The 26,956-nt window shown below is 70.5% G+C and carries 15 protein-coding genes and 3 pseudogenes; 12 read left to right on the forward strand and 6 right to left on the reverse strand.

The genetic code is table 11. The features are described from left to right. Window positions 1-132 precede the first annotated feature (132 nt). Entirely contained in the window at window positions 133-2,715 is a 2,583-nt protein-coding gene (locus H297_RS0114385; protein WP_027737629.1) for a polysaccharide lyase family 8 super-sandwich domain-containing protein, read from the reverse strand. A gap of 544 nt (window positions 2,716-3,259) precedes the next feature. Between H297_RS0114385 and H297_RS36340 the strand changes: the two genes are divergently transcribed. Continuing rightward, window positions 3,260-4,513, forward strand: coding sequence for a cytochrome P450 (locus H297_RS36340; RefSeq protein ID WP_486589513.1), 1,254 nt, complete (start codon window positions 3,260-3,262; stop codon window positions 4,511-4,513). Window positions 4,514-4,603: 90 nt separating this feature from the next. Then, window positions 4,604-5,218, forward strand: a complete 615-nt coding sequence (locus tag H297_RS0114395; protein WP_486589514.1) for a DUF1266 domain-containing protein — start codon at window positions 4,604-4,606, stop codon at window positions 5,216-5,218. Between the two features lie 74 nt (window positions 5,219-5,292). Here H297_RS0114395 and H297_RS0114400 read toward each other — a convergent pair whose 3' ends face one another. Continuing rightward, on the reverse strand, window positions 5,293-7,098 hold the full coding sequence (locus tag H297_RS0114400) for a thiamine pyrophosphate-requiring protein (RefSeq protein ID WP_027737631.1): 1,806 nt from the start codon (window positions 7,096-7,098) through the stop codon (window positions 5,293-5,295). Between the two features lie 671 nt (window positions 7,099-7,769). Here H297_RS0114400 and ctaD point away from each other — a divergent pair. Both ctaD and ctaF read left to right on the forward strand, forming a co-directional pair. Further along, window positions 7,770-9,488 (forward strand): aa3-type cytochrome oxidase subunit I, encoded by a 1,719-nt coding sequence (ctaD, locus tag H297_RS36345; RefSeq protein ID WP_037794079.1) that lies wholly within the window; start codon window positions 7,770-7,772, stop codon window positions 9,486-9,488. Then, window positions 9,485-9,874, forward strand: a complete 390-nt coding sequence (ctaF, locus tag H297_RS0114415) for an aa3-type cytochrome oxidase subunit IV (RefSeq protein WP_027737633.1) — start codon at window positions 9,485-9,487, stop codon at window positions 9,872-9,874. Before ctaD ends, ctaF begins: the two co-directional genes overlap by 4 nt. Here the strand turns inward: ctaF and qcrB are convergent. Both qcrB and H297_RS41580 read right to left on the reverse strand, forming a co-directional pair. Continuing rightward, window positions 9,819-11,603: a cytochrome bc1 complex cytochrome b subunit gene (gene qcrB / locus H297_RS0114420; RefSeq protein WP_027737634.1), complete on the reverse strand. Its 1,785-nt coding sequence runs from the start codon at window positions 11,601-11,603 to the stop codon at window positions 9,819-9,821. The two genes, ctaF and qcrB, sit on opposite strands and share 56 nt — an antisense overlap. A gap of 161 nt (window positions 11,604-11,764) precedes the next feature. Next, window positions 11,765-11,866: pseudogene (locus tag H297_RS41580) on the reverse strand (CBS domain-containing protein); the annotation flags it as partial. A 112-nt stretch (window positions 11,867-11,978) separates the two neighbouring features. Here H297_RS41580 and H297_RS0114430 point away from each other — a divergent pair. The 3 genes from H297_RS0114430 to H297_RS0114440 all read left to right on the forward strand — a co-directional run bounded on the left by H297_RS0114430 (window position 11,979) and on the right by H297_RS0114440 (window position 16,408). Beyond that, window positions 11,979-12,923 carry a Rieske (2Fe-2S) protein gene (locus tag H297_RS0114430; protein WP_027737635.1) on the forward strand — a complete coding sequence of 315 codons (945 nt, stop codon included), beginning with the start codon at window positions 11,979-11,981 and terminating at the stop codon, window positions 12,921-12,923. A gap of 187 nt (window positions 12,924-13,110) precedes the next feature. Next, on the forward strand, window positions 13,111-15,363 hold the full coding sequence (locus tag H297_RS0114435; protein ID WP_027737636.1) for a catalase: 2,253 nt from the start codon (window positions 13,111-13,113) through the stop codon (window positions 15,361-15,363). A gap of 142 nt (window positions 15,364-15,505) precedes the next feature. Then, window positions 15,506-16,408, forward strand: a complete 903-nt coding sequence (locus H297_RS0114440) for an SDR family oxidoreductase (protein ID WP_027737637.1) — start codon at window positions 15,506-15,508, stop codon at window positions 16,406-16,408. Window positions 16,409-16,444: 36 nt separating this feature from the next. On the opposite strand, the gene H297_RS0114445 is transcribed toward H297_RS0114440, so the two are convergent. Then, window positions 16,445-16,654, reverse strand: a complete 210-nt coding sequence (locus H297_RS0114445; RefSeq protein WP_027737638.1) for an MbtH family protein — start codon at window positions 16,652-16,654, stop codon at window positions 16,445-16,447. A 346-nt stretch (window positions 16,655-17,000) separates the two neighbouring features. Next, a complete protein-coding gene (locus tag H297_RS0114450; RefSeq protein ID WP_027737639.1) occupies window positions 17,001-17,765 on the reverse strand; it encodes an alpha/beta fold hydrolase in 765 nt (254 codons plus the stop codon). 343 nt (window positions 17,766-18,108) lie between these two features. Between H297_RS0114450 and H297_RS0114455 the strand changes: the two genes are divergently transcribed. From H297_RS0114455 to H297_RS36355, 5 genes and pseudogenes are all read left to right on the forward strand, one after another. Beyond that, on the forward strand, window positions 18,109-19,416 hold the full coding sequence (locus H297_RS0114455) for a cytochrome P450 (RefSeq protein ID WP_027737640.1): 1,308 nt from the start codon (window positions 18,109-18,111) through the stop codon (window positions 19,414-19,416). A 69-nt stretch (window positions 19,417-19,485) separates the two neighbouring features. Beyond that, entirely contained in the window at window positions 19,486-20,145 is a 660-nt protein-coding gene (locus H297_RS0114460) for a thiaminase II/PqqC family protein (RefSeq protein WP_027737641.1), read from the forward strand. Between the two features lie 131 nt (window positions 20,146-20,276). Beyond that, window positions 20,277-20,960, forward strand: coding sequence for an FMN-binding negative transcriptional regulator (locus tag H297_RS40235; protein WP_064744820.1), 684 nt, complete (start codon window positions 20,277-20,279; stop codon window positions 20,958-20,960). A 40-nt stretch (window positions 20,961-21,000) separates the two neighbouring features. Further along, window positions 21,001-21,303 (forward strand): annotated as a pseudogene (locus tag H297_RS44235) (condensation domain-containing protein); the annotation flags it as partial. A gap of 29 nt (window positions 21,304-21,332) precedes the next feature. Next, window positions 21,333-26,849, forward strand: a pseudogene (locus H297_RS36355) (amino acid adenylation domain-containing protein); the annotation flags it as partial. Window positions 26,850-26,956: the final 107 nt, after the last annotated feature.

The raw sequence follows: 26,956 nt of genomic DNA on the forward strand, positions 1-26,956 counted from the left end.
GGCGGCCCCGGCTTGCTGCATTACCCACGCTGTTGCAAGTCATATGCAACAAGGGTACGCCGCGACCGCCGGAGGCACCCGCAGCCCGGACCGCTCCCCGGACCGGGGCCGCGAACGGGATCGGGACCGCATTCAGCGGAGGGTGACGGAGAAGCTGCGCCCGTAGGCGTGGCGGGTACGGAAGCTGAGCAGGGTGCCGCCCCGTGCGGCGCGGATCCGGACGCCTTCCGCCTCCTCCACCGGCCGCAGCCGCCGACCGCGCAGCAGCAGCGTGACGGTGTCGCGCCGCATGGTCGGGTCGGAGACGGCGACGGTCACCGCCCGCCCCGCGCGTCGCACCAGCACCGAAGCGGGGCCGTCGAGCCGCAGGCCCGCGACGGTCCGGGGGCCGCGGGCGAAAAAGTTCGCCGCCAGCAAGCCGAGCCCGGCGTGGTGCACCGCCTGTACCCCAGTGGTGTTGGCGAGGACGGCAAGGCGCCGGTCGGGTGCTCCGTGCGCCCGCCGGCCGCCGGGCAACTGCTGCGCCCCGTACGCCCGTAGCCCCCGCTCCGTCGCGTGCGGGACGAGGGCGTAGGCGTAGGAGCGGGGCCCGGCGTGTGCCTCCTGGCGGAACGCGGCGCGGAAGACCTGCCGGGTGACGGTCTCGTCGGGGTTGCCCGTCCGTACGGCCCGGCGATTGCGGGTGACGGTCTCCAGCCCGACGGTCACCGGGTGCGGCCGCGGGTCGAGGAAGACGTAGCCCACCGAGACGCCGCGGGTGTCGTCGGCGTACCGCAGCCAGCGCAGCGGTGCCGTACCGGCGGCGGAGAAGGCGCCGCCTCCGTACCGTTCCCCGGCGATACCGATGTCGGCGCCGGGGTCGGCGATGCGGGCGTCCACCGTGGTCGTCACCGCACGTCCGCCCCGGTCGCCGACACCGGCCGCCAGTATCACGATCTCCTCGTCCAGCAGGAACCACGACTTGGTCGCGGTGGCGTTGCGGTAGACGGTGAAGTCGTCGGGCAGGCGGTCGCGTTCGGCGTACGCCACGTCGTCGGACTGCACCATGCCGGCCGCGCCGTAGGTGCCGAGCACCGCGCCTCCCGAGTGCCGGTTGGTGCCGCGCGGAAAGTACACGTACGTGTTCTGCGACTCGGAGGAGGCGGTGAAGTGCAGCGGATGGCCGGGGTTGTCGTAGTAGGGCTTCCCGTACAGCTCCGGGACGGTGCGGCGCCGCTCCTCGGGCGCCGTCACCCCGGCGAGCCCGTACGGCGGGACGGTCGTGAAGTAGTCGGCGCCGAACGCCTGCGCCTGGTCCTGCCCGGACAGGTAGAGGTAGTGGGCCCCGTCGCCCTGGAACCAGGGCAGCAGGTTCTCGCCGCTCATGTACTCGTACTTGCTGACCCGCTCCGAACTGCGTGCGAGCGCGAACGCGAAGCCGGGGCGGCGGTGCACGGTCCTGTCCATGGCGTTGAACGCGGTGCTGCGCGCCGCCGGGTTGAGGTCCCTGGCCGGCAAGGACGCGTCGCCCACGATCTCCGCGTACCGCACCACCGTCAGCGGCGAGGCGAACCGGGCGGTCTCGGGTGCGGTGGCCGAGGACTCGTGCAGGTGCTTGACGTAGCTCCTGAGCGCCGCGGCCCGCTCGTCGCCCGCGTACACCGACAGGTCCGTGACGGCCTCCGCGACCGCGGCCGAGTCCGCGTACCCGCTGTCCTTCCGGGAGACGGCCCGGCCCTTGACGATCTCCATCATCCAGCCCTCGAAGACGACCGGTGCGAAGCCGTCGGTCACCCACCGGTCGATGACGGGCACCAGGGCCCCGGTGTCCGCGTAACCGGTTCCGTCGAGCACCTTCAGCGTCTGCACGGCCCGCGCCAGCAGTCCCTTCCCGTACGAGCCGGTGTAGGCCACGGATCCGTGCTGGACGAACGATCCGTCGGCGTAGTGCCCGTCGGTGACGCCGTGCCGCAGGTGGTACGGGTCGACCGTGGCGTACACCGTGAGCTGGTCCTCCAGCGCCTTGCGGATGCGTCCCTCGTCGCCGAGGAGGGCACCTTGCAGCAGGCGGTTGGTGGTGATGTCGGCGAGATTGGCGCCGGTGTGGAAGCGGGAGTCGAGGTCGACGTCGCCATTCTTGCCGTTGCGCAGGTACGCGTCCATGGAGGCGATGCAGGTGCGGGTCAGTTCGGGACGCTGCTCGGCAAGGTCGTCCGCGAGCAGCACGCATGTCGCCGTGACACTGGTGGAGATGCCGATCTCCCAGGTGAACCAGTTGCCGTAGTAGCCCTTCGACTGGTCGCCGTAGAACTCCTCGTGCAGCCTGGCCAGCCCGTCGACGACCTTGCGGCGCGCCGCGGCGCCGCCGGTACCGAGCCCGGGCGCCCGCGCTGCCACGGCGATCTGGGACAGCATCCGGAACGAGGTGTCGAGGTTCGTGTCGCTGCTGCCCAACGGCAGTCCCGCGAACAGCTCGCCCCTGCCGGCCGCCGCCATGCGGTCGAGGCTCTCGGTGGCGGTCCGGGCGACGTCTGCGAGCTTCGCTGCCGTCTCCGGGCGCGCGTTCGACGCCGGTGTCCCGGCGAGCGAGGCGGTCGCGTTGCCCAGCAACCGTTCGGTCCCGGTGCCGCTCGTGGGACCGCCCGCGGCCGCTGCCGCGGCCTGGCCCGGCGGGATCACCGCGGCCAGCCCGGCGGCGGACAGCAGGGACAGGACATGTCTGCGCGCGATCTCCATGGGTCTCCCCCCGGGAGCCAGCCTGACGTGGCGCAGTCAAGCAGCGGCGGGGCCGCCCGACAAGCGGACGCGCGCGCCGAACACCGACGGGCGCGCGCATGCCGCCAGACCGGCGCGCACACGCCGACATGGGAAAGTCCTTGGCCGGACGCCGGACTGCACGTGGCGTCTTACCGGGTCGCCCCGCAGCGTCCCGGGGCACGGGGCACCTGCTGTCGCAACAGCGCCGTGCGCAGCCGGCGGGGCGTGGCCGAAGAACAGCAACTCCGCGTGCGGACCCGGCACATGGGCACGATAGTCTGCGCGCTCACGTACCGAGGCGAGCGCGTGTGCGAATCCGTGGCATGTGCGGGCGGGTACGGGCGCGGCACAGGCTGCTGCGGACGCACCCGGACACGGACACCGCCACGGGCGCGAGGCACATCGCGTGCCCCGCACGGCGTGTCCCGCAGCGCGTACGGCCGTGTGTCCGCACCGCGGGCGGAGCACATCCGGTACCGCCGCCCGCTCGTCGGGAGCCGCACGTCGGAAGAAGGGGACGCAGGTGAGTGGCGGGAAGACCCAGGGCACGCACGACGCGCACAGCAGACGGGGGCCGGGTGCGGGGCGCAAGACGGCACCGGTGACGCCGGAGGCCGACCGGTGCCCGGTACGGCACGAGACCGACGGAGTGTGGCGGGTGGGCGGCCACGACGCGGCCCGCGCTGCACTGCGCGGCGGCGGCACCCTGCAGGCGGGCCTCGGCGTCGAGACCGTCGAGAAGCTGCCCTCTTCGGTGCGGCGCCCCGTGCTCTACCGTGACGGTCCCGAGCACCGCGAGCACCGCCGCCAGACCGCCCGGTACTTCACCCCGCGCCGCGTCTCGGAGCACTACCGCGACCTGATGATCCGCGTGGCGGACGGACAGCTCGCCCACCTGCGCCGGGCGGGCAGCGCTCAGCTCTCCGACCTCAGCTTCGAGTTGGCGGTCCAGGTGACCGCGGCCGTCATCGGCATGACGGAGAGCAGACCGGGGCTGCTGAAGAGACTGGAGCGCTTCTTCCCGGACACCTTCGAGGAGCCCGGTTTCACCAGCCTGCGCGGGCTGCGTTTCATGATGCGGCGCAACGTCGCCTGGCTGGCCCTGTACTTCTGCGACGTCCGACCCGCCGTACGGGCCCGCCGCCGGCGCCGCCGCGACGACCTCCTCTCCCATCTGCTGGACGAAGGCTGCACGGCCGGGGAGATCCTGGGCGAGTGCGTCACCTTCGCGGCCGCGGGCATGATCACCACCCGCGAGTTCGTCAACGTCGCCGCCTGGCACCTCTTCTGCGACGACACGCTCCGCGCCGCATACCTGGCCGCGGACGAGGCCGACCGGTTCGCCGTCCTGCACGAGATCCTCCGCGTGGAACCCATCGTCTCCGCCCTGCGCCGCCGGACGACCGCCCCGCTGGAGCTGCCCGGAGAGGGCGGTGCGGCGGTGACCGTCCCGGCCGGTGACGTGGTCGAGATACGCATCGACGACGCCAACCTCGACGCCGAGGTGTTCGGCCCCGCCCCGGAGCAGGTGTGCCCCGCGCGTGGCGCCGACGGCCACCTCGACGGCCCCGGCCTCTCCTTCGGCGACGGCCCCCACAAGTGCCCCGGCGCCGCCGTCGCCATCCAGGAGACCGACATCTTCCTCACCCGCCTGTTCGCCCTGCCCGGCCTGCGGATGAGCAGTGAGCCCATCGTGCGCATCAAGGACAGCCTGGGCAGCTACGAGCTGCGCGGCCTGGTCGTCACCGTGGACGGAGTCCCGCCCGGCGACCGGTGAGGCGTGGGGGTGCGGCGTGTGCGCGGGGAACCGGCCATGGCCCCCGAGCGGGCCGGGGGACGCGCAGTAGGCTGCGGCACCATGCTCGACATGTTCGACAGACTCCGCCGGCGTCGCAAAGGCGCGGCTCCCCAGGCGCCGCCGCTGACCGCTCACCAGCTCTGGATGGTGTCCCTGTGTGCCCCCGTCAACCGGGGCTCCGAGGCCGCGAGCGGCACGCTGTACCCGTTCCGGTACTCCGACGACTCCCGGGCCGAGCGGTGGCTGCGGGAGCAGTGGGAGATAGCCGACAGGCCGGAACTGCTGAGCCGCCTGGAGGGGCTGCTGGCCGAGGGCTTCCGCCGCTCCCTCCCGGGCCGCCTGCGGCATCAGGCTCTCGCCTGGGACCTGGCTCTCTACGCCGACGTCGTCCGCAAGGGCTACGCCGCGGGGCACCTGGACGAAGTGACGGCCTGGCACCTGTTGCGGGGCACCATCGCGCCGGCGACGGCCAGATACACCTCCTGGACGGAGTTCGCGGACGACTACCTGCTGGTCCGCATGGTCTGGCGGGAGAACCTCCAGGGCACTCCGGACGAGGACTTCCCCGCGCCGCAGGCCGTCTCGGACGCCCATCTGCGCACCCTGCTGGACCCGGCCAACCGCGCCAGCCCGTGGAACCACGCGCCCTGGCACGTCATCTCCGGCCCCGACCACGCCTACTGAGGCCCGGTCAGGGAGCGGTCACCGGAAGTCGGCCACGCCGGGTCCAGCGAAGGGAGGGCGGGTGTGGCCGGTGGTCAGTCGTGCTTGCGGCCGGGCAGGTTCTCGTACATCTCCGTCAGCTTCTGGCGGAAGCCGCGAGCGGCGATCCCGGTACGTTCCGGGTCCCGGATGCCGGCCTTCACGGCCTTCTTGGCCTGCTCCTTCATGATGTGCGGCGGGATCGGGGCGATCTCGTTGTCGACGACGAACTCCAGGACGACCGGGCGGTCGCTGGCGAGGGCCTCCTCCCAGGCGGAGGTGACCTGCTCGGGATCGTCGCAGCGGATGCCCTTCAACCCCGTGAGCTCCGCGTACTCGGCGTAGGGGAAGTCCGGCAGGAACTGCGAGCCGGGGTACTTGGGATCGCCGCCCATGGCGCGCTGTTCCCAGGTGACCTGGTTGAGGTCCTGGTTGTTGAGAACGCAGAAGACCAGCGGGGGTGAACCGGCCATGCGGTCGGCGTACCGCTTGACAGTGATCATCTCGTTCATCCCGTTCATCTGGAACGCGCCGTCACCGACGAAGGCGATCACGGGGCGGTCCGGGTAGGCGAAGCGCGCGGCGATCGCGTACGGCACGCCGGGGCCCATGGTGGCCAGGGTGCCGGACAGGCTCGCCTGCATCCCCTTGCGAAGCTTGATGTGGCGGGCCCACCAGTTGGTGGCCGATCCGGAGTCCGCGGTCAGCAGGGCGTTGTCCGGCAGCAGCGGGGAGACCTCGTGCGCGACCGCCTGCGGGTTGATCTTGCCCTCGAAGGTCTGTCCGGCCCGCTTCGCCAGCACCTCGTTCCAGGTCCTGATGTTCGACTCGATCTCCTCGCGCCAGGAGCGGTCCTCCTTGTGGTGAAGAAGGGGGATGAGCTCCTTGAGTGTCTCCTTGGAGTCGCCGACCAGATGCGCGTCCATCGGGTAGCGGATGCCGATCATCCGCCCGTCGATGTCGATCTCGACGCCCTTGCAGCTGCCCTCGTCGGGCAGCCACTCCGCGTACGGGAAACTGCTGCCGATCATGAACAGGGTGTCGCAGTTCATGATCATCTCGTCGCTGGCCTTGGAACCGAGCAGCCCGATGGGCCCGGTGACGAACGGCAGGTCGTCAGGGACGACTTCGCGGCCCAGCAGCGCCTTCGCCACACCGGCGCCCAGCAGCTCGGCGGTCTCGATGACCTCCGACTCGGCGTTCGCGGCGCCCTGCCCGATGAGCATGGCGACCTTCTTGCCCTCGTTGAGGATGTCGGCGGCCCTGCGCAGCTCCTCCTTGTCGGGGAGGACGCGCGGCCGGCTCCAGCCCACGCTGGAGAAGACCGCGCCGTGCGACTTGGGCGGCGAGGGCACCGCGTCGGCCTCCTGGACGTCCTCGGGAACGATGACGGTGGCGACGCCGCGCATCGTCAGCGCGGTCTTGAACGCCCGGTCGATCACGTGGCGCATCTGCCCCGGGTCCATGACGATCTGGCAGAACTCCGAGACGTCGGCGAAGAGGTGTTCGAGGGCGACTTCCTGCTGGTAGTGGGTGCCCTGGGCCAGCCGCTTCTGCTGCCCGACGACGGCCACCACCGGCTGGTGGTCCAGCTTCGCGTCGTAGAGGCCGTTGAGCAGGTGGATGGCGCCGGGGCCGGACGTGGCGGCGCAGACACCGACCTCACCGGTGAACTTGGCGTGTCCGCACGCCATGAACGCCGCCATCTCCTCGTGCCGCGTCTGAATGAACTCGGGATCACCCTTTGCGCGGTCGAAGGCGCCCAGCATGCCGTTGATGCCGTCGCCGGGGTATCCGTAGACGCGGTGCACGCCCCACTCGCGGAGACGTCCCAGAACGTAGTCGGCCACTTGCTGCGCCATCGGTGCACCCCTTCACGTGTCGACGCGACGGTCCGGGTCCGGGTCCCACGCCACGAGGGGCGGCAAACCGCCGGTCACCGCAGAGAGCGCCCCCGAGAGGGGGACGCATGCGCCCGCCCGTGCCCCGACCGTTTCGCCGGGTCCTGGCGAGGTACCCATCAGCGGTCGGACGGCGGCCGGTGGACGGGAGAGGAGAGGGCGGACGGTGAGCACGACGAACCCCGCGGGCGGCCGCACCGGAGTGGGATACCCGTACGGTGACGAAGCCACCGCCGCGTCCGTCGTCTCGCAGCTCGCTCCCCGAACGGTGCCGTGCAGCGGCTGCGCCATCCGGAGCACCCCCGCGACCACGTGCGGGTCGGGCACCTTCTGTGTGACGGAGTGCTGCGCCCGGTCGACGGAGCGCTGCCGTCCGCCCATTACCGCCACGGACCGGGCCCGAAGGTGCGCTGGGCGCACGCCGGGCCGTACCGGGTGCACTGCCGCCGGACCGGCCGACCGGGACACCCACCAGGCCCACGGACCCCGCGACCGCGGACCGCACGCCGCTCCGCAGGCGCCGCCCGGCGTCCTGGACGTCTCGGCCGCCACCGGGGTCGCCACCGTGTTCCGCGCGGGGCGGCTGCACCGCGCGTCCCGCATCCGGATCACACGTTGAAGGGGCAAGCAGCATGGTGCTGCGCTGGCTGACGACGACCGACCACAAGGTGATCGGGAACCTCTATCTGGTCACCGCGTTCTGCTTCTTCCTCGGTGCCGGAGCGATGGCGCTGGTGATGCGGGCCGAACTGGCGCACCCGGGGATGCAACTGGTCTCGCAGGAGCAGTACAACCAGGCGTTCACGGTGCACGGCACCATCATGATGCTGCTGTTCGCCACCCCGCTGTTCGCCGGGTTCGCCAACGCCGTCATGCCGCTCCAGATCGGGGCACCCGACGTGGCCTTCCCCCGGTTGAACGCCTTCACCTACTGGGTGTACCTGTTCGGCGGGCTGATGGTCGTCAGCGGGTTCCTCACCCCCAGCGGCGCGGCCGACTTCGGCTGGTTCGCCTACGCGCCGCTCAACGGCCCCACCTACAGCCCCGGGATCGGCGGCGACCTGTGGACGATGGGGCTGAGCGTCGCCGGCCTGAGCACCATCCTGGGCGCCGTCAACTTCATCACCACCATCATCTGCCTGCGCGCCCCCGGCATGACGATGTTCCGGATGCCGCTGTTCACCTGGAACGTGCTGTTCACCTCGATCCTCGCGCTGTTCGCCTTCCCGGTGCTCTCCGCGGCGCTGCTGGCCCTGGAGGCGGACCGCAAGTTCGGTGCGCACATCTTCGACGCGGCCAACGGCGGCGCCGTCCTGTGGCAGCACCTGTTCTGGTTCTTCGGCCATCCGGAGGTCTACATCGTCGCGCTGCCGTTCTTCGGGATCGTCAGCGAGATCTTCCCGGTCTTCAGCCGCAAGCCCCTGTTCGGCTACATCGGGCTGGTCGGCGCGACGGCCGCCATCACGATGCTCTCCGCCGTGGTCTGGGCCCACCACATGTTCGCCACCGGCGCGGTACTGCTGCCGTTCTTCTCCCTGATGTCGTTCCTGATCGCCGTGCCGACCGGGGTGAAGTTCTTCAACTGGATCGGCACCCTGTGGCGCGGCTCGCTCAGCTTCGAGACCCCGATGCTGTGGTCGATCGGCTTCCTGGTCACCTTCCTCCTCGGCGGGCTCAGCGGCGTACTGATCGCCTCGCCCCCGCTCGACTTCCACGTGACGGACAGCTACTTCATCGTCGCCCACCTGCACTACGTGCTCTTCGGCACCGTCGTCTTCGCCATGTTCGGCGGCTTCTACTTCTGGTGGCCGAAACTGACCGGGCGGATGCTCGACGAACGCCTCGGCAGATGGCACTTCTGGACGACGCTCGTCGGCTTCCAGACCACCTTCCTGGTGCAGCACTGGCTCGGCGCCGAGGGCATGCCCCGCCGGTACGCCGACTACCTGCCCGCCGACGGCTTCACGGTGCTCAACAGCATCTCCTCGCTGGGCGCGTTCCTCCTCGGCGTCTCCACCCTCGTCTTCGTCTACAACGTGTGGTGGACCACGACACATGCGCAGAAGGTCACCGAGGAGGACCCCTGGGGCTTCGGACGCTCCCTGGAGTGGGCCACCTCCTGCCCGCCGCCGCGCCACAACTTCGTCGCCCTGCCGACCATCCGCTCCGACTCGCCGGCCTTCTGGGTCCACCACCCCGAGGCCGAGGAGGGCGCGGCCATCGTGGAGCCCGGCGCACCCGACAGCCCCGGGGTACGGCCCGCGGAACCGGACGAGCCGCCCGGCCCTGAGATGCCCGGTATGCAGGATCCGGCCTCCAAGCGGACACCGACGAAGGGGCTGCCCTCATGAAGCTCGAAGCCGTTCTCTTCGCGGGCGTCGCCGTCTTCTTCGCCTGCGTCACCGTGCCGTATGCCCGCTACGCGGAGGACCCGGCCGGTACCGCGGCCGTCCTCATCGCCTGCCTGATGGCGTCGTTGGTGTCCTTCTTCCTGGCGGTGCAGTACAAGCGCCGGGGAGCGCGGCCCGAGGACCGCAGGGACGGGCAGATCCACGAGCGCGGCGGACCGCTGGACTTCTTCCCGGCCCGCAGCCCCTGGCCCCCGATGACCGCGGTCGGCGTCGCCCTGCTGGCCGCCGGCGCGGTCTTCGGACTGTGGCTCGCCCTGATCGGAGCGGGTATCACCGGCGCCGCGGTGTGCGGATTCGTCTTCCAGTACGCCCGGACCGACCACTGAGCGCCCGCCGCGCCGCCCCCTCCTGCCGTGCGGTTCCGTCCTGCTGTGCGCCGCGCCGGGCCTGACCTCCCGGCCCGCGCCGCGCCGGACGCTGTGGCCCGGCGCCGCCCGCGGGGCCACCGGTGACGGCGGCCTCGGCACGTTCCCGCTGCCGTCCGATGGCCCGCCACCCGGGGGAGACGGCGCCCTGGTAGTACCAGCGGCTGAGCGCGGCACGCAGCCGTTGCGGGCGGCCCGCGTCCTGTGGCGCCACGAGTGGGCGGGGGAAGCGCTGCGCCACCAGCCGGAAGGTCTCGCTCCGGGGCAGCGGCTCGTGGTCGGCGCCGAAGGTGCCCTCGACCGACTGGTGGACCCGGCTGGTCTCCTCGCCGTGCTCGACCCGCTCGGCGTCCCGCTTCTGAAGGGCCAGGCACAGCCGCTTGGTCACCAGGAAGGCCGCCGGGGGAGCCAGCACCAGAGCGATCCGGAAGACCCAGGTCAGCGCGTTGAGGGAGAGCGTGAAGGTGTCTGCGAGGACATCGTTGCCGCCGGCCATCAGCAGCACCCCGTAGAAGGTGATCCCGGCGACTCCCAGACCGGTGCGTACGGGCCGGTTGCGCGGCCGGTCGCAGACGTGGGGCGACGTGTCCTCACCGGTGATCCACCGCTCGAAGAACGGATACGCGTACAGCAGCGTGAACAGCAGCCCCGGCAGGACGACGGCGGGTACCAGTACGTTCCACATCAGGGTGTGCCCGAACAGGTTCGTCTCGAACGGCGGCATGATCCGCAGCGAGCCCTCCAGGAACCCGACGTACCAGTCGGGTTGGGCTGCCGTGGAGACCTGTGCGGTGTTGTAGGGGCCGTAGTTCCACACCGGGTTGATCTGCGCCACCGCCGCCAGCACCCCGATGAGGCCGGCCACCATGAAGAACAGCCCCGTCGATCTGGCAGCGAACTGCGGCACCATCGCGTGGCCGACCACGTTCTTGTTCGTCCGCCCCGGCCCGCTCCAGTGGGTGTGCTGGAGGTAGACCACCAGGATCAGGTGGACGACCACCAGGGCCAGCAGCAGCCCCGGCAGCAGCAGGATGTGCAAGGGATACAGTCGTTCGACGATCTCGTGGCCGGGAAACTCGCCCCCGAAGACGAACAGCGCGAGGTAGGTTCCCACCACAGGGACGGACAGTATGACGCCCTCCGCGATGCGCAGGCCCGTCCCCGACAGCAGGTCGTCCGGGAGCGAGTACCCGGAGAACCCCTCCGCCAGCGCCACCACGAACAGCGTCATCCCGACCAGCCAGTTCGCGTCCCGGGGCTTGCGGAAGGCGCCGGTGAAGAAGATCCGCAGCATGTGCACGCCGATGGCGCCCAGGAAGATCAGCGCCGACCAGTGGTGGATCTGACGCACCAACAGCCCGCCGCGCACCTCGAAGCTGATCCGCAACGTCGAGGCGTACGCGTTCGACATCAGCTCGCCCCGCAGCGGCACGTAGGCCCCGTGGTAGCGGATCTCCGTCATGTCGGCGTCGAAGAAAAGAGTGAGGTAGACGCCCGTCAGCAGCAGCACGAGGAAGCTGTAGAGCGCCAGCTCGCCCAGCAGGAACGACCAGTGCTCGGGAAACGCCTTGCGCAGCAGGGCCCTTCCCCCCGCCGCGACGGGCAGCCGTTCGTCCGCGCCGTGGAAACCGCGCTCGGCCGCCTTGCGCAACGTGGCCCGCCGGGCAGCCCGGGCCCGGGAGTGTTTCATGCGGACGCCCTCCCTCGGGAAAGACCGCATCCTCAGTGCCCCGGCGCACCGGGCCCAAACGCCGCCGGTCCGAGATTGCCTCGGACACCGGGGCGCGGCACACCAACAGCGGGTGCCGCGCCCCGCTCCGTCCTTAAGGCGGATCAGTCCGCGGAGAGCACCTACACCAGCCGGCCCACCTGCGGCTCGGGCAGCGAGCGGGCCACATCGGCCACCGCCACCATGCCGACGAGCTGCTCCTCGTCGATCACCGGGAGCCGCCTCGAAACGACGCATCCGGGGCAGCCGTCGGCGCCCCGTGACGGGAGGAGAGCTGACGGAGTGGTGCGCGGCCCGGACCGTTTGTGTACGAGCGCACGTGGCAACCGGAGCGTTATGTCGTCTGACACGAAAAGCTACGAGAGCCTCGAACGCCCCCAGGCCGTCCGGGCCGTCGAGAGCGGCCTGGAGCGGTTGCCGCTCGCCGGGCCGCTCGACGCGCTCGGCGGCATGCGGGCCCTCGACACGGCGGTCAGCCCGCTGCAGAACGCCGTGCGCAAGCTCCCCCTCGGGGGTCTGCGGGGCGTCCTGCACGGCCGCTGGCTCGGCCACCCGCTGCACCCGGCACTGGTGCAGCTGCCCCTCGGTGCCTGGATGTCGGCCGGGGTGCTGGACATGCTGCCGCGCACCCGCTGGGCCAGCCGCGTGCTGATCGGTACGGGCGTCCTGGCCGCGGTCCCCGCCGCCGCCAGCGGCGCGGTGGACTGGGCGGAACTGCACAAACCCCAGCTCCGCACCGGCCTCGTGCACGGCCTGGCCAACACCGTCGCACTGGGGCTGTACACGGCCTCCCTGGGCGCCCGGGTCCGCGGCCGCGAGCTGCGCGGACGCGTGCTCGGGTACGCCGGACTGACCGCCGCGGGGCTCGGCGGGCTGATCGGCGGTCACCTGGCCTACCGTCAGGCCGTGGGCCCCGCCAAGACGGAGCCCGTTCAGCACCTGGTGAGCAAGGGCTGGCACCCGGTGGGCAAGGTCGACAGCTACCCCGTGGGACAGGCGGCGAGCACCATGCTCGGCGAGCTGCGGTTGCTGGTCTACCGCGAGCCGTCCGGTCCCACGCGGGTCCTGGCGGACCGGTGCAGCCACCAGTCGGGGCCGCTGTCCCAAGGCACGGTCTCCGAGGGCTGCGTGACGTGCCCGTGGCACGGCAGCACCTTCCGCCTCGCGGACGGCGCGAACGTCGGCGGCCCCGCCACCGTGCCGCAGCCGGGTTTCGAGACGCGGGAGCGGGACGGCGTGCTGGAGGTGCGGCTGCCGGACGCGTCCCCTGACGAGGACTGACGCGCGCACCTGGCGGGCAGCACCGGTGCCGGCCAGGTGAACCCGGCAGCGCGCCCCTTCCCGCGGTGTGCGGGACTCATGTACCGGTTCCTATAGCATCGGCGGTTACTTCCTCCACTGCCTGTTTCGGCGCGGAGTGGGCCGGTTACCCCTGCGGTGGTCCGCCCCACTCGCTCTTGGAGGTTCCATGGCCGGCCCGAAGCACGAGAAGAAGTCCGGGGGCGAGCCGCCCATCCCCGGCCGCCCCGGCCCCGAGGCGCCCCCGCTGGAGGAACCCACCGAGCCGCGTGAGCCGTTGCCGCCCAAGCCGGACCAGTCGGGCCCCGAGGTGTACACGGCGACCGGGACCCACCTGGACGCCGACCCGACGGTGCGGGCCCAGACCGGCAGCCGGCTGACCAACGCGCAGGGTACCCGGCTGTACGACACCGACCACTCCCTCAAGGCCGGCGAGCGCGGCCCCGTCCTGCTCCAGGACCACCACCTGCGGGAGAAGGTCACCCACTTCGACCACGAGCGCATCCCGGAACGAGTGGTGCACGCGCGGGGTGCCGCCGCCCACGGTGTCTTCCGCGGCTACGGCACCGCCTCCCAGGTCTGCAAGGCGGCCTTCCTCGGCAAGGACGTCGAGACCCCCGTCTTCGTGCGTTTCTCCACGGTGCTGGGCAGCCGGGGATCGGCCGACACGGTGCGGGACACCCGCGGGTTCGCGACGAAGTTCTACACCACCGAGGGCGTCTTCGACCTGGTGGGCAACAACATCCCGGTCTTCTTCATCCAGGACGCCATCAAGTTCCCCGACGTCATCCACGCGGGCAAGCCGCACCCCGACCGGGAGATCCCGCAGGCGCAGAGCGCTCACGACACCTTCTGGGACTTCGTCTCCCTGCACACGGAAGCGACCCACCACACCCTCTGGAACATGTCCGACCGGGGCATTCCGCGCTCCTACCGGACGATGGAGGGCTTCGGCGTCCACACCTTCCGGCTGGTCGACGCCGAGGGCGGCACCACGCTGGTGAAGTTCCACTGGAAGCCCAAGCTGGGCGTGCACTCCCTCACCTGGGAGGAGGCCCAGATCACCAACGGGGTGGACCCGGACTTCCACCGCCGGGACCTGGCCGACGCCATCGAGGCGGGTGCCTTTCCCGAGTGGGAGTTGGGCATCCAGACCTTCCCCGACAACCCCGAGCAGACCTTCGAGGGCATCGACCTGCTCGACCCGACCAAGATCGTGCCGGAGGAGTGGGCGCCCGTCCAGCCGATCGGGCTGCTGGCGCTGACCGCCAACCCGTCCAACTACTTCGCGGAGACCGAGCAGGTCGCCTTCCACGTGGGCCACCTCGTACCGGGGATCGACATCACCGACGACCCCCTGCTGGCCGGGCGGCTCTTCTCCTACATCGACACCCAGATCACCCGGCTGGGCGGGCCGAACTTCGCGCAGGTCCCGATCAACCGGACCCACGCGCCGGTCAACGACATGCTGCGCGACGGCATGCACCAGACCGGTGTGCACAGCGGAGTGGCCCCCTACCAGCCCAACTCCCTCGACGGCGGCTGCCCCTTCTTCGCCGGCGCCGACCAGGGCGGGTACGTGGAGACCCCGGTCACCGTCCCGCAGTCCACGAAGGTGCGGGCCGCACCCGCCTCCTTCTCCGACCACACCAGCCACCCGCGCCGCTTCTACCTCAGCCTCACCCCCGTCGAGCGCGAGCACGTGATCGCCGCGTACACGTTCGAGCTGAGCAAGTGCTACGAGCAGGCCGTCAAGGAGCGCCAGTTGCGCGTACTGGCCGACATCGACCCGGAGCTGTGCGCCGGAGTCGCGGCCGGGCTCGGCCTGCCCGCACCGCAGCCCTCGGGTCCGCTCGCCGACGTCGAGCCCAGCCCGGCCCTCTCCCAGGTCGGCAAGGTCTGGCCGACCGACGGGCGGGTCATCGGCATCGTCGCCGACGAGACCAGCGACCTGGCGGCGCTGAGCACCCTGCGCACCACGGTTCTGGACGGCGGCATGGTCCCACTGGTCATCGCTCCGCACGGTGGTGAACTGGCAGGCAGCGGCGGCCCGGTCGTCGTCCAGCGGACCTTCGCCAACGCCCGCTCCGTCGAGTTCGACGCGGTGCTGGTCGCCGGGGCTCCCGCGGCGGGCGACGACGCCTACGGGGCGCGCGACGCGAAGGCGGGCCGGGGTCCGGGTGCGGGCGGCGTCGACCCGCGGGTGCTGCTGCTGGTCTCCGAGGCGTACCGGCACGCCAAGGCCGTCGGCGCCTGGGGAGGCGGCGCGGACGTGCTGGCCGCCGCCAACTGCCCCCAGGACGCGGCAGGTGTGGTGGTGGCCGACGACCCGCAAGCCGTCTTCGGCCAGGTCACCCAACTGCTGGGCAGGCACCGGGCCTGGGACCGCTTCCCGCCCGCCGCCGGTACCGCGAACGCCTGACCCGCCCACGGCACGGCGCCGGGCACCGCGTGTCCGTGAGCGCCCGGCGCGCCCCTCGGCGCCCTTCGCGCCCTGTCGGCTCGCCCGGCGCCGTGCCCGCCATCCACCAGCACCCGTCCGCCCGTATGGGGGAGGAGCACGCGTGAGCGCAGAGACCACCGGCAACGAGCCGACCGGCGGGCACCCCGCCGACAAGCACCCCAAGCCGGAGTACCCGCAGCAGGAGCAGTCCCATCCCGGGGACACGGAGGAGATGGAACCCCGCCCGGACCACGGGGAACGCAGCTACCACGGCAGCGGGCGGCTGGCCGGGCGGCGCACCCTGATCACCGGCGGGGACTCGGGGATCGGGCGTGCGGTCGCGCTGGCCTTCGCCCGTGAGGGCGCCGACGTGGCGTTCAGCCACCTGCCCGAGGAGGAGGGCGAGGCGCAGGAGACCGTACGGCTGGTCGAGGACGCGGGACGCCGCTCCGTCGCCGTGGCCTGCGACATCCGCGAGGAGGCCGAGTGCCGCCGCCTGGTGGAGCGGGCGGCGGGCGAGCTCGGCGGGATCGACGTCCTGGTCAACAACGCCGCGTTCCAGATGGCGCAGTCCGACGGCATCGACGGCATCAGCGTCGAGCAGTTCGACCGCGTGGTCCGGACGAACCTCTACGGCATGTTCCACGTCACCAAGCTGGCCCTCGCCCACATTCCCGAGGGCGGCTGCATCATCAACACCACGTCCGTCCAGGCATACCAGCCCAAGCCGCACCTGCTCGACTACGCCATGACCAAGGGCGCCATCGTCACCTTCACCCAGGGGCTGGCCCAGAATCTGGCCGAGCGCGGCATCCGCGTGAACGCTGTCGCCCCCGGGCCTGTCTGGACGCCGCTGATCCCCTCCACCCTGCCCGACACCAGCCAGTTCGGCGCCAAGAGCCTGCTCCAACGGCCCGCTCAGCCAGCCGAGATGGCACCGGGGTACGTCTTCCTCGCCTCCGAGGAAGCCAACTACGTGACCGCCGAGATCCTCAACGCCACCGGCGGCACCCCGCTGCCCTGAGCGTCCGGAGGACGATGACTTCTCGCCGTCGGACCGTCAGCCGGCGGTGGCCTCGATGAGGCTCTGCGGTCGCATGTCGGTCCAGTGCTCGTCCACGTAGGCGAGGCACTCGCTCCGGCTCGCCTCCGGGTGCGCGACTTCCCACCCTTCGGGAACGTCGATCGTGACAGGCCAAAGGGAGTGCTGGCCCTCGGCGTTCACCAGCACCACGTACGTGGCCTCGGCATCCTCGAACGGGTTGGACATGGTGGTCCCTCGTCGATCCCTTTTGTGGCGGGTCGCTTACGCGCGTCGGTCGTGGCGGGAAAGAGCCTAATCCGCCGATCAGTACGGTGCAATGGTGCTTGGATCATGAAAAGGTCGCCGTGGTAACGCAGTTGACCCCGCACCAGGTCGTCTGCCGGGGCCCGGCGTGTGGGAATCCGCCGATTGCCTGGCTCGGAGGCGGCGAGCAAAGCAATTCCCGCGAATCGTCGACAGCGCCGGGAACGGCTCTGTAGCGTCGGTACCGGAACGGGGGCGACGGGGTGGGCATCGATCCGGGCGGCACCGCTGCGCATGCAACGTCACTTCTGCGAATACATCTCTGCGCTCACCGCTGCTGCGGGGCGCGGGTCAGAGACGTCGAAATGGATTCGAGAAGCTGGGGGGCGTGGTCGTTGAGGTAGAAATGGCCGCCTGTGTAGGTGGTCAGGGTGAAAGGCCCGGTCGTGTGATCCTGCCAGGCCTGTGCGCCCTCGCTGCTCACCTTGGAGTCGGCATCGCCGATATGCGCGTGAAGGGGGATGTGCAAAGGTTCCCTGGGCTCCCAGCGATAGGCCGCGAGAGCCCGGTAATCACCACGGATGGGGCCGAGGGACATGCGCATGATCTCCTCGTCGGCCAGAATCGAGGGATCGGTCCCGTCGATTTTCGCGAGTTCCTTGACGAGCTGATCGTCGTCGAGCAGGTGAAGGTTTTCCTGGCGAGTCCTGTCGGGTGCGTTCCGACCGCTCACGAACAGCGCCGCGGGGACGGTTTGCCGGTCCTCCAGCCGGTGCGCGATTTCGTAGGCAAGAGTGGCACCCATGCTGTGCCCGAAGAGGGCCAGCGGCCGGTCGGCCCAGGGAAGGATTTCCTCGGTGATCAGGTCGGCCAGCTTCGGGAGGGACTCCAGGCACGGCTCGTCCCGGCGGTCCTGCCGGCCCGGGTACTGGACGGCCAGCACGTCGACGGCCGGGGCGAGCGCGCGGGCCGTGGAGAAGAAGAAGCTCGCGGACCCGCCCGCGTGGGGGAGACAGACCAGCCTGACCGCCGCGTCGGGCGACGGCTGGAACCTGCGGATCCACTTCTCGTTGCGGCTCGGGGGCTGCGCCATGGGGCTGTCCTCGCCTCTCGCTGCGCCGGATTCGCATTCGGGGAATGCGTCGCAGGTACGCGCCCGCGGTGCGCGGGTGGCGGCTGCGGTAATCCGGCGGATGGTATAGGGGAAACTCGTGGGCGATCGTGGGAAATTGTGGGAAGTCGTGGGAAGCTGTGGTGAGTGGTGAGAATGGACGGGGCGGTTATTCGGTCACGCCGGACGCTCTGGTGAAGTATTGCGCACAGGTCCGCCGATCCTCCCCCTCTCAGGACTGATGACGCTAGGGGGAAAATAATCGCAATGCAACTGTGACTCAAGTCACTTGACTGCCGTTGACGGCTGCTGTGATCATCTCCGCATGGCGAGGAAGGTTATGGCGACGTCGGCCTCCAAGATGCTGATGTCACGTGCCATGCTGCGGCTTCTTATGATGTCCGGTGACCCCGTTGCCCAGCTCATCGCGAGGCGACCCGACGGGGACCCGTACGGGGTTTACGAAAGCATCAGGGAAAAGGGCGAACTGGTGCGCGGTAATATCGGCGCCTTCGCGACCTGTGACCACGAGTTGGCCTCGGCGATCCTGAAGGACAGTGGCCGCTTCGGCTCGTTCGCTGCCGCGAAGGCGAAGCCGATCGACACCACGGTGTACGACGACCGCGGCGAGCAGCTCATCGTCCCGATGGACGACTCCTTCCTCTCCATGGACCCGCCCGACCACACGCGGCTGCGGCGCATGGTGGCCCCCTGGTTCTCGCCGCGCGCGATCCGGGAGCGGACCGCGACCATCGAGACGATGATCGAGGAACTGCTCGACGACCTGGCGGAGCGCGACCAGTGGGACGCCGTCAACGACTTGGCCGTGCGCGTGCCGATCCGCGTCATATCGGCCTTCTTCGGCATCGGCGAGGAGGACTTCGAACGGTTCCGCCGCTGGGGCGGCATCATCGGCACCTCCGTCGACGGCATCCGCACCATGGCGGACCTCAAGACGTTCCGGCAGATGCTCATCGAGATGCAGGACTTCTTCGGGGACCTCATCGAGAAGCGGCGACAGGAACCGGGCAACGACCTGGTCAGCTTCATGGTCCAGGCGGAACCGGCGGGCGAGCCGCTGACCTGGCACGACATGATCGCCACGTGCGGCGTCCTGCTCGGTGCCGGCTTCGAGACCACGGTGAACCTGATCGGCAACTGCGTTCTCACCGTGCTGGGCAAGCCGGAGGTGCGTCGGCGGCTCGTCGACGAACCCGACCTGGTGCCCAACGCGGTGGAAGAGGTGCTGCGGTGGGACGCGCCGGTGCAGTATCTGCTCCGCGTCACCACCGAGAAGGTGACGCTCGCCGGTGTCGAGATCCCCGAGGACTCCCCGGTGTTCGTGGTCGTCGGAGGTGCCAACCGTGATCCCAAGATCTTCGGGGACGACGCCGCCGAGTTCGACATCACGCGGAAGAACAGCCGCGAGCATCTGACGTTCGGAGAGGGCATCCACCTGTGCGTCGGGGCAGGCCTGGCGCGCATCGAGGCAGCGGCCACCCTGCGCGTACTGCTGCGCAAATGCCCGGACCTGGGCCTCGCCGAGGGGGCGGAGCGCCGCCGGACGCGAGTCGTGCGGGGTATGAGCTCGCTGCCCGTACGGGAGGTCGCCGCGCCGGCCGTGAGCACCTGATTTCCGGGTGCCCTCCCGGCTCGGGCAGGGGCATACTCACTGCAACACCACTACGGGGGAACACTGAACATGGCTGACTCCGCCGCGCACGTACTCGACGCCATACGTGCCGAACTGTCGGGTGCGCAGGGCGAGAACGCCCTGGTGGAGCTCGTCTCCACTGGTCGTGCCACGCACGGGACGCTGCGCCGGTTCGTCAACGAAGAGCACGCGATCTTCACCAGCGACTGGGGCAGCTACCTGTCCCTCGCCGGCCGGTCCGCCGCGCCCGATACGCGGCAGTTCTTCATGGGCCTGGCGATCGGCGAAACCATGGGTCTGGCCGGGCTGGACGCCCTCTCGGCCGCCTTCGGCGTGGGCGAGGAACAGCGCCGCGCGTACCGTCCGCAGCCCATGTGCCAGGTGTACCCCTCCTACGTCGCCTGGCTGGCCCTGAACGCGGACCCCGCTGACGTCGTGGCCGCGCTGCTGGCCAACTTCCCCGACTGGACCGGGTTCTTCGCCAGGATGAGCGAGGCACTGCGGAAGCACTACGGTCTCGACGACGCGGCGTGCGCGTTCCTCGACGCGCTCAGCGCCCCCAACGAGCAGCTTGAGGAGCAGGGGCTGCGGATCCTCGACCAACGCCTGTCCTCGGGCTGGGCGCCGGACACCGCACACCGGTACGCCCACTTCCTGCGCACCTACGATCTGCTGTTCTGGAACTCGCTCGCCGAGACGAACGAGTGACGCGCGAGTGACCGGCTCCGCCGCCTCCACCCTGCTCCCGAACCCCACCCGCCGGATGTCCGGGGCGCGTGCCCCGAGAACGCTCCCAACGGTGCGCTGCCCGCGAGCGGCCGCCTGAACGAGGATGCTCCATGTACGTACCTCAGCACTTCGCGGTCGACGAGACCGAACCGGTCGTCGAGCTGATCCGGGCGAACCCGCTGGCCGTCTTCGTGACCACGCAGGGTGGCGTGCCGGTGGCGTCCCACATCCCGGTGGTGTTCGCGTCGGAGGACGAGGCCGAGCAGGCGGACGACCTCGTGGGCGTGACCCTCTTCGGCCACCTGAACGTGCAGAACCCCCAGTACGGCGTCCTCGCGGACGGTGACCGGGTTCTCGTCGTCTTCCAGGGCTCGCACGGCTACATCTCGCCGACCGTGTACGACACCGTTCCGGCAGCACCGACCTGGAACTTCTCCGCGGTGCACGTGACCGGCACCGTCCGGCTCCTCGGCCCCGGAGAGCCCGCCCTGAAAGTGGTGCGCCGCACAGTAACCGCTCTTGAGCGCCGGTTCGGCGCCGGCTGGGACATGACGGAATCGCTTCCCTACTTCGAGCGGATCGTCCCCGGGGTGGGGGCTTTCGAGATCGCGGTGGAAGCAGTGGACAGCATCTTCAAGCTGTCCCAGGACCAACCCGCGGAGCTGCGCGACAAGGCTGAGTGCGCGTTCCGCAACAGTGACGCAGGCGTGCACCGAGAACTCGCCGCCCAGATGCGCCGGCACAACGGCGCGGCATGCTCGCACCAGGAGAGGACGGCCCGCGATGGGGACTGAACCGGGCTCGGGCGGACTCCAGTCCGCACTGCGGCAACTGATGAAGCACACCCGTCCCGAGCCGGACGTCATTCCGCGTGTGGACCGGAGCGGGCCGTTGCCGCTGTCCTTCGCGCAACAGCGGCTGTGGCTGGTGGACCAGCTGAGCGACGGGGGCGCTGCGTACAACGTGTCGTTCGCGGTGCGGGTGCGGGGTGGGTTGGATGTGGGGTTGTTGGGTGAGGCGTGGTCGGTGGTGGTGGGGCGGCATGAGGTGTTGCGGACGGTGTTCCGGGTGGTGGGTGGTGAGCCGGTGCAGGTGGTGTTGCCGTTGTCGGAGGTGGAGGTCGGGGTGCGGGTGGTTGATGTAGAGGATGAGGTTGAGGGTGTGGGGTGTCGGGGGATCCGTCGTTTCGTGAGGTGGTGGGGCGGGTGCGGGAGACGGCGTTGGGTGCGTATGCGCATCAGGACCTGCCGTTCGAGTACTTGGTCGAGCGCCTGCAACCCGAACGCGACCTCTCCCGCCACCCACTGGTCCAGGTGATGTTCCAGCTCGTCAACACGCCTTTCGAGCGGGTGCCCTGGCCGGACGCCGAGGCCGAGTTGTTCGAGGTGAACGACGTCACCACACGTGTCGACATCGAGGCCCACCTCGTCGAGCAGGACGACGGCAGCGTCGCCGGGCCCGTGGTCTACAGCCGCGCCCTCTTCGACGCGTCCACCATCGAGCGGCTCATCCGCCATCTGAACACCGCACTGGAACAGCTGCTCGCCGACCCCGACCGGCCGATATCCGCACTCTCCCTCCTCGACGACGAGGAGCACGCCCGTGTGCTGACCGCGGGGAACGACACGGACACTCCGCTCCCGGAGGCGTCGCTGCCCGCGCTGTTCACCCACCAGGCGGAGCAGACCCCTGACGCGGTCGCCGTCGAACTGCCGGACGGCTCGACCCTCAGCTATGCCGAAGTGGCCCAGCGGGCGCACCGGCTCGCCCACCGCCTCCTGCGGTCGGGGGTCACCCCCGAGCAGCCCGTCGGCCTCCACCTGGACCGTGGCGCCGACCTGATCGTCTCCCTCCTCGCGGTGCTGCACGCGGGCGGTGCCTACGTGCCGCTGGCGACGGGCGATCCGGCGGCGCGCACCCGCACCATCGTCCGCGAGGCGGGCGTGCGCCTCGTCCTCAGCGACCGGACGGACGCCACGGAGACCGTGCTCAAGGGCACCGGTGCCACCACCCTCGACGCAGCCGCGGACGACCAGGCGCCGGACACGAGGCCCGAGACCGTCCTCCACCCGGACATGCTGGCGTACGTGATGTACACGTCCGGGTCGACCGGCACGCCCAAGGGTGTCGCCGTCACCCACCGGAATGTCGTCGGCCTGGCACTCGACTCCCGCTGGCGCAACGGCAACCACGAACGCGTCCTGCTGCACTCCCCGCACGTCTTCGACGCGTCCACGTACGAGCTGTGGGTGCCGCTGCTGTCGGGCGGGCGCGTGGTGTGCGCCCCGCCAGGTGAACTCAGCGCCCTCGACCTGAGCAGGGCCCTCACACGTGGCCGCGTGACCGGCCTGTGGCTGACCGCCGGGCTCTTCAGCCTGCTGGTGGAGGTGAGCCCGGAGAGTCTGGCGACGGTACGGGAGGTGTGGGCCGGCGGCGAGGCAGTATCACCGGAGGCGGTGGCCGCACTGCTGTCCGCACACCCCGGCATCAGGATGGTGGACGGCTACGGGCCCACCGAGTTCACCACGTTCGCGTGCAGCTTCCCGGTGACCGCCGCAGACCTGCCGGTCCGCACGGTGCCGATCGGCCGCCCTTTGGACAACACCCGTGCCTACGCGCTCGACCAGCGCATGCGGCCCGTACCCGAAGGCGTCGTGGGAGAGCTCTACCTGGGCGGCACCGGCCTGGCCCGCGGATATCTCGGCCGGGCCGCGCTCACCGCCGAGCGGTTCGTCGCCGACCCCTTCGGCAGGCCGGGCGGACGCCTCTACCGCACCGGAGACCTGGTGCGCCGCCGTGCGGACGGTGTGTTCGAGTACGTGGGACGTGCCGACGAGCAGGTGAAGATTCGCGGCTTCCGCATCGAGCCGGCGGAGGTCACTGCGGCGCTGGAGCGCCAGGAGTCGGTCGCCGCCGCGGTGGCGGTCGTCCGCGAGGCGCAGCCCGGCGAACGGCAGCTCGTCGGCTACGTCGTCCCTGCGGCGGGCGCCGGGGGTGACGACTACGTGCCGGCCCTGCGGTCCTCCCTGGCAGCGGAGGTGCCGCGCCAGATGATCCCGTCGTCCTTCGTCGTGGTGGACACGATCCCGCTCACCGCAGCGGGCAAGGTGGACCGCCGTGCCCTGCCCGTCCCGGAGGGGCGGGAGGCGGCCGAGCAGACCGGGCCGCGCTCGCCGGAGGAGCGGTCGCTGTGCGCGATGTTCGCCGACGTGCTCGGAGTCCCGTCGGTCGGTATCGACGACAACTTGTTCGCGCTGGGCGGGCACTCGTTGATGGCCGCTCGTATCGTCGCCCGGATCCGTTCGGATCTCGGCGTGGAACTTCCCCTGCGGATGCTCTTCCAGCACGGCACGGTGCGCGAGCTGGCCCCGTTCGTGACGGACGAGGCACACCGGGCGGACGGACCCGCCCTGGTCCCCGTCGACCGGAGCGGTCCGCTGCCGCTCTCCCACGGGCAGCGGGGGCTGTGGCTGGCCGACCAGCTCTCTCCCGGCACCGCTGCGTACAACGTGTCGTTCGCGGTGCGGGTGCGGGGTGGGTTGGATGTGGGGTTGTTGGGTGAGGCGTGGTCGGTGGTGGTGGGGCGGCATGAGGTGTTGCGGACGGTGTTTCGGGTGGTGGGTGGTGAGCCGGTGCAGGTGGTGTTGCCGTTGTCGGAGGTGGAGGTCGGGGTGCGGGTGGTTGATGTGGTGGGTGAGGGTGGGAGTGAGGGGGAGCGGTTGGGGTTGGTGCGGGGTGTGGTGGAGGGTGAGGTGGGGTGTGGGTTTGATTTGGGTGTGGGGCCGTTGGTGAGGTTGGTGGTGGTGCGGTTGGGTGTGGGTGATGATGTGGTGGTGTTGTCGATGCATCATGTGGTGACGGATGCGTGGTCGCAGGGTGTGGTGTGGGGTGAGTTGGTGTCGGTGTATGGGGGGTTGGTGTCGGGGGGTGGTGTGCCGGAGTTGGGGGTGTTGCCGGTGCAGTACGGGGATTTTGCGGTGTGGCAGCGTGGGTGGCTTTCGGGTGGGGTGTTGGAGGGGTTGTGGGCGTGGTGGGAGGGGCGGTTGGCGGGTGTGTCGGGGGTGTTGGAGGTGCCGGGTGATCGGGTGCGTCCGGTGGTGGCGTCGTTTGAGGGTGGGTCGTGTGAGTGGCGGGTGGGGTCGGGTGTGGTGTCGGCTGCGCGGGTGTTGGGGGAGGGGGAGGGTGCGACGTTGTTCATGGTGTTGTTGGGGGTGTTCAAGGTGGTGTTGGGGCGGTGGTGTGGGGTGGAGGATGTGGTGGTGGGGTCTCCTGTGGCGAACAGGTCGCGGCGGGAGTTGGAGGGGTTGGTGGGGTTTTTTGTGAATACGTTGGTGTTGCGGACGGATGTGTCGGGGGATCCGTCGTTTCGTGAGGTGGTGGGGCGGGTGCGGGAGACGGCGTTGGGTGCGTATGCGCATCAGGACCTGCCGTTCGAGTACTTGGTCGAGCGCCTGCAACCCGAACGCGACCTCTCCCGCCACCCACTGGTCCAGGTCATCTTCCAACTCGTCAACGCACCCTCCTTCGGGCGTCTCGACGCCACAGGCGAAGAGGTCGAACTCTTCCCGACCGACACGGTCTCCACCCGGGTCGACCTCGAATTCCACGTCGTCGAGAACGCCGACGGCGGCCTGACGGGACAGGCGCTCTACAGCCGTGCCCTCTTCGACCACTCCACGGTGCAGCGTCTCCTCGACCACTTCGAGAACGTGCTGCGGGAAGTCACGGCCCACCCCGACCGCCCGCTGTCCCAGTTGTCGATGCTGGGCACCCAGGAGCGCGAGCGCGTGCTCACCACGTGGCAGGGACGCCGGTACCCCGTACCAGCGCGCACCCTCCCGGAGCTGTTCACCGAGCAGGCCGCACGCACACCGGACGCAACAGCGCTCCGGCAGGGGGACCGCAGCCTCACCTATGCCGAACTCGACCGGCGCACCGATCGGATGGCCCGCCACCTGATCCGACTCGGCGTGCGCCACGAGGACGTCGTCGGCCTCGACATCACGCGCTCGCCCGAAACGGTCGAGGCCACCCTTGCCGTCCTCAAGGCCGGGGCCGCATACCTGCCGCTGGACGCCCGCAACCCCGGCGCCCGCAGGCGGTGGATGCTGGAGCAGTCCGGTGCCCGCTTCCTCCTCACCGATCGCCCCGCCGAGCCGGCGGACCTGCCGCACGGCCGAGAGGTCACAGTGATCGACGTGGCCACCACCCAGGACGACCTGCCGGAAGACCTGGTGACCGAGCGCGTCCCGCACCCGGACTCGACGGCGTACGTCATCTACACCTCCGGGTCGACCGGCATCCCCAAGGGCGTCGCCGTCACCCACCGCAACGTTGTCGCCTTCGCTCACGACCCTCTCTTCGGCAGCGGCGCCTACGAGCGGGTGCTGGTGCACTCCTCGTACGCGTTCGACGTGTCCACCGCGGAACTGTGGCCCGCCCTGCTGCACGGTGGCACGCTCGTCCTCGCACCGAAGGGCGAGCTCGACGCCGCCGCGTTCCACAAGGCCATCACCGAGCACGACGTCACCGCGCTGTTCCTCACCCCGGGGCTGTTGGAACTCCTCGCCGACGAGTGCCCCGACGCCTTCGCCGGCATCCGTGAGGTGCAGGTCGGTGGGGACACCGCCCCGACGGCGACCGTTGCGGGGCTCCTCGCGGCGCATCCGCAGGTGGAGATCGTCAACGTCTACGGTCCGACCGAGGCGACCGTGATCGTCACCGGTTTCCGGATGACAGCCGCGCAGCCCCCGGGGGAGAGCGGCGTGCCGTTGGGCGGACCACTGCCCAACCACCGGGTGCTGGTGCTCGACGACTGGCTGCGGCCCGTACCTGTGGGAGTGCCCGGCGAGCTGTTCGTGACCGGTGCCGGGCTGGCGCGGGGCTATGTGGGGCGGCCGGGGCTGACCGCCGAGCGGTTCGTGGCCGACCCGTTCGGCGAGCCCGGTTCCCGCATGTACCGCACGGGCGATGTCGGCCGGTGGCTGCCGGACGGCAACCTGGAGTACCTCGGCCGCGCGGACGACCAGGTCAAGATCCGCGGCTTCCGCGTCGAGCCCGGCGAGGTCGAGACCGTCCTGCGCCGGCACCCCTCGATCGGCCAGGCTCTCGTCGTCGTCAGGGACGACGGCCCCGGCGGCAAGCGGCTGGTGGCCTACGTGGTGCCGGCGGATCCGGCCGCGGACCTCGACGAACTGCTGTCAGCCCTGCGTGCGCACACCCTCGCCGCCCTACCGGAGTACCTGGTGCCCGCCGCCTTCATGGTCCTCGACGCGTTGCCGCTGACCGGCACGGGGAAGATCGACCGGAACGCGCTGCCCGTACCCGACCGGCGCGCCGAGGCAGCGGCGTACGTCGCCCCCCGCACCCCGGACGAGGAACTGGTCTGCGAGGTGTTCTCCGAGGTCCTCGATGTCACGGACGTCGGTATCGACGACACCTTCTTCGCACTGGGCGGGCAGTCGCTGCTCGCCACCCGGGCGATCTCCCGGCTGCGGGCCGCGACCGGGACGCAGGTGTCCTTGGAGACGCTCTTCCGCCACCCCACCGCCCGTGCCCTGGGGGCCCGGCTGGCAGCCCAGCGGCAGGAGGCCGAGGACGAGATGGACGACGTGCTGAGCGCCGTGGAAGGCATGACGGACGAGCAGGTCGAAGAGGCGCTGCGGCGGCTGGAACACGAGTGATCCATTGCCTACCGCACGATTCCAGATTGGCTGAGCATCCATGACCCACGACTCCGACGAGCGCATCGCCCACCTCTCCGGCAAGAAGCGGGAACTGCTGCAGAAGA

The organism is Streptomyces sp. CNT360, from assembly GCF_000424785.1.

What these genes read in the sequence shown, in the direction of transcription:
- H297_RS0114385 (WP_027737629.1), bottom strand. Translation starts at nt 2,715, where the DNA reads ATGGAGATCGCGCGCAGACATGTCCTGTCCCTGCTGTCCGCCGCCGGG.
- H297_RS0114395 (WP_486589514.1), top strand. Translation starts at nt 4,604, where the DNA reads ATGTTCGACAGACTCCGCCGGCGTCGCAAAGGCGCGGCTCCCCAGGCG.
- H297_RS0114400 (WP_027737631.1), bottom strand. Translation starts at nt 7,098, where the DNA reads ATGGCGCAGCAAGTGGCCGACTACGTTCTGGGACGTCTCCGCGAGTGG.
- ctaD (WP_037794079.1), top strand. Translation starts at nt 7,770, where the DNA reads ATGGTGCTGCGCTGGCTGACGACGACCGACCACAAGGTGATCGGGAAC.
- ctaF (WP_027737633.1), top strand. Translation starts at nt 9,485, where the DNA reads ATGAAGCTCGAAGCCGTTCTCTTCGCGGGCGTCGCCGTCTTCTTCGCC.
- qcrB (WP_027737634.1), bottom strand. Translation starts at nt 11,603, where the DNA reads ATGAAACACTCCCGGGCCCGGGCTGCCCGGCGGGCCACGTTGCGCAAG.
- H297_RS0114430 (WP_027737635.1), top strand. Translation starts at nt 11,979, where the DNA reads ATGTCGTCTGACACGAAAAGCTACGAGAGCCTCGAACGCCCCCAGGCC.
- H297_RS0114435 (WP_027737636.1), top strand. Translation starts at nt 13,111, where the DNA reads ATGGCCGGCCCGAAGCACGAGAAGAAGTCCGGGGGCGAGCCGCCCATC.
- H297_RS0114445 (WP_027737638.1), bottom strand. Translation starts at nt 16,654, where the DNA reads ATGTCCAACCCGTTCGAGGATGCCGAGGCCACGTACGTGGTGCTGGTG.
- H297_RS0114450 (WP_027737639.1), bottom strand. Translation starts at nt 17,765, where the DNA reads ATGGCGCAGCCCCCGAGCCGCAACGAGAAGTGGATCCGCAGGTTCCAG.
- H297_RS0114455 (WP_027737640.1), top strand. Translation starts at nt 18,109, where the DNA reads ATGGCGAGGAAGGTTATGGCGACGTCGGCCTCCAAGATGCTGATGTCA.
- H297_RS0114460 (WP_027737641.1), top strand. Translation starts at nt 19,486, where the DNA reads ATGGCTGACTCCGCCGCGCACGTACTCGACGCCATACGTGCCGAACTG.
- H297_RS40235 (WP_064744820.1), top strand. Translation starts at nt 20,277, where the DNA reads ATGTACGTACCTCAGCACTTCGCGGTCGACGAGACCGAACCGGTCGTC.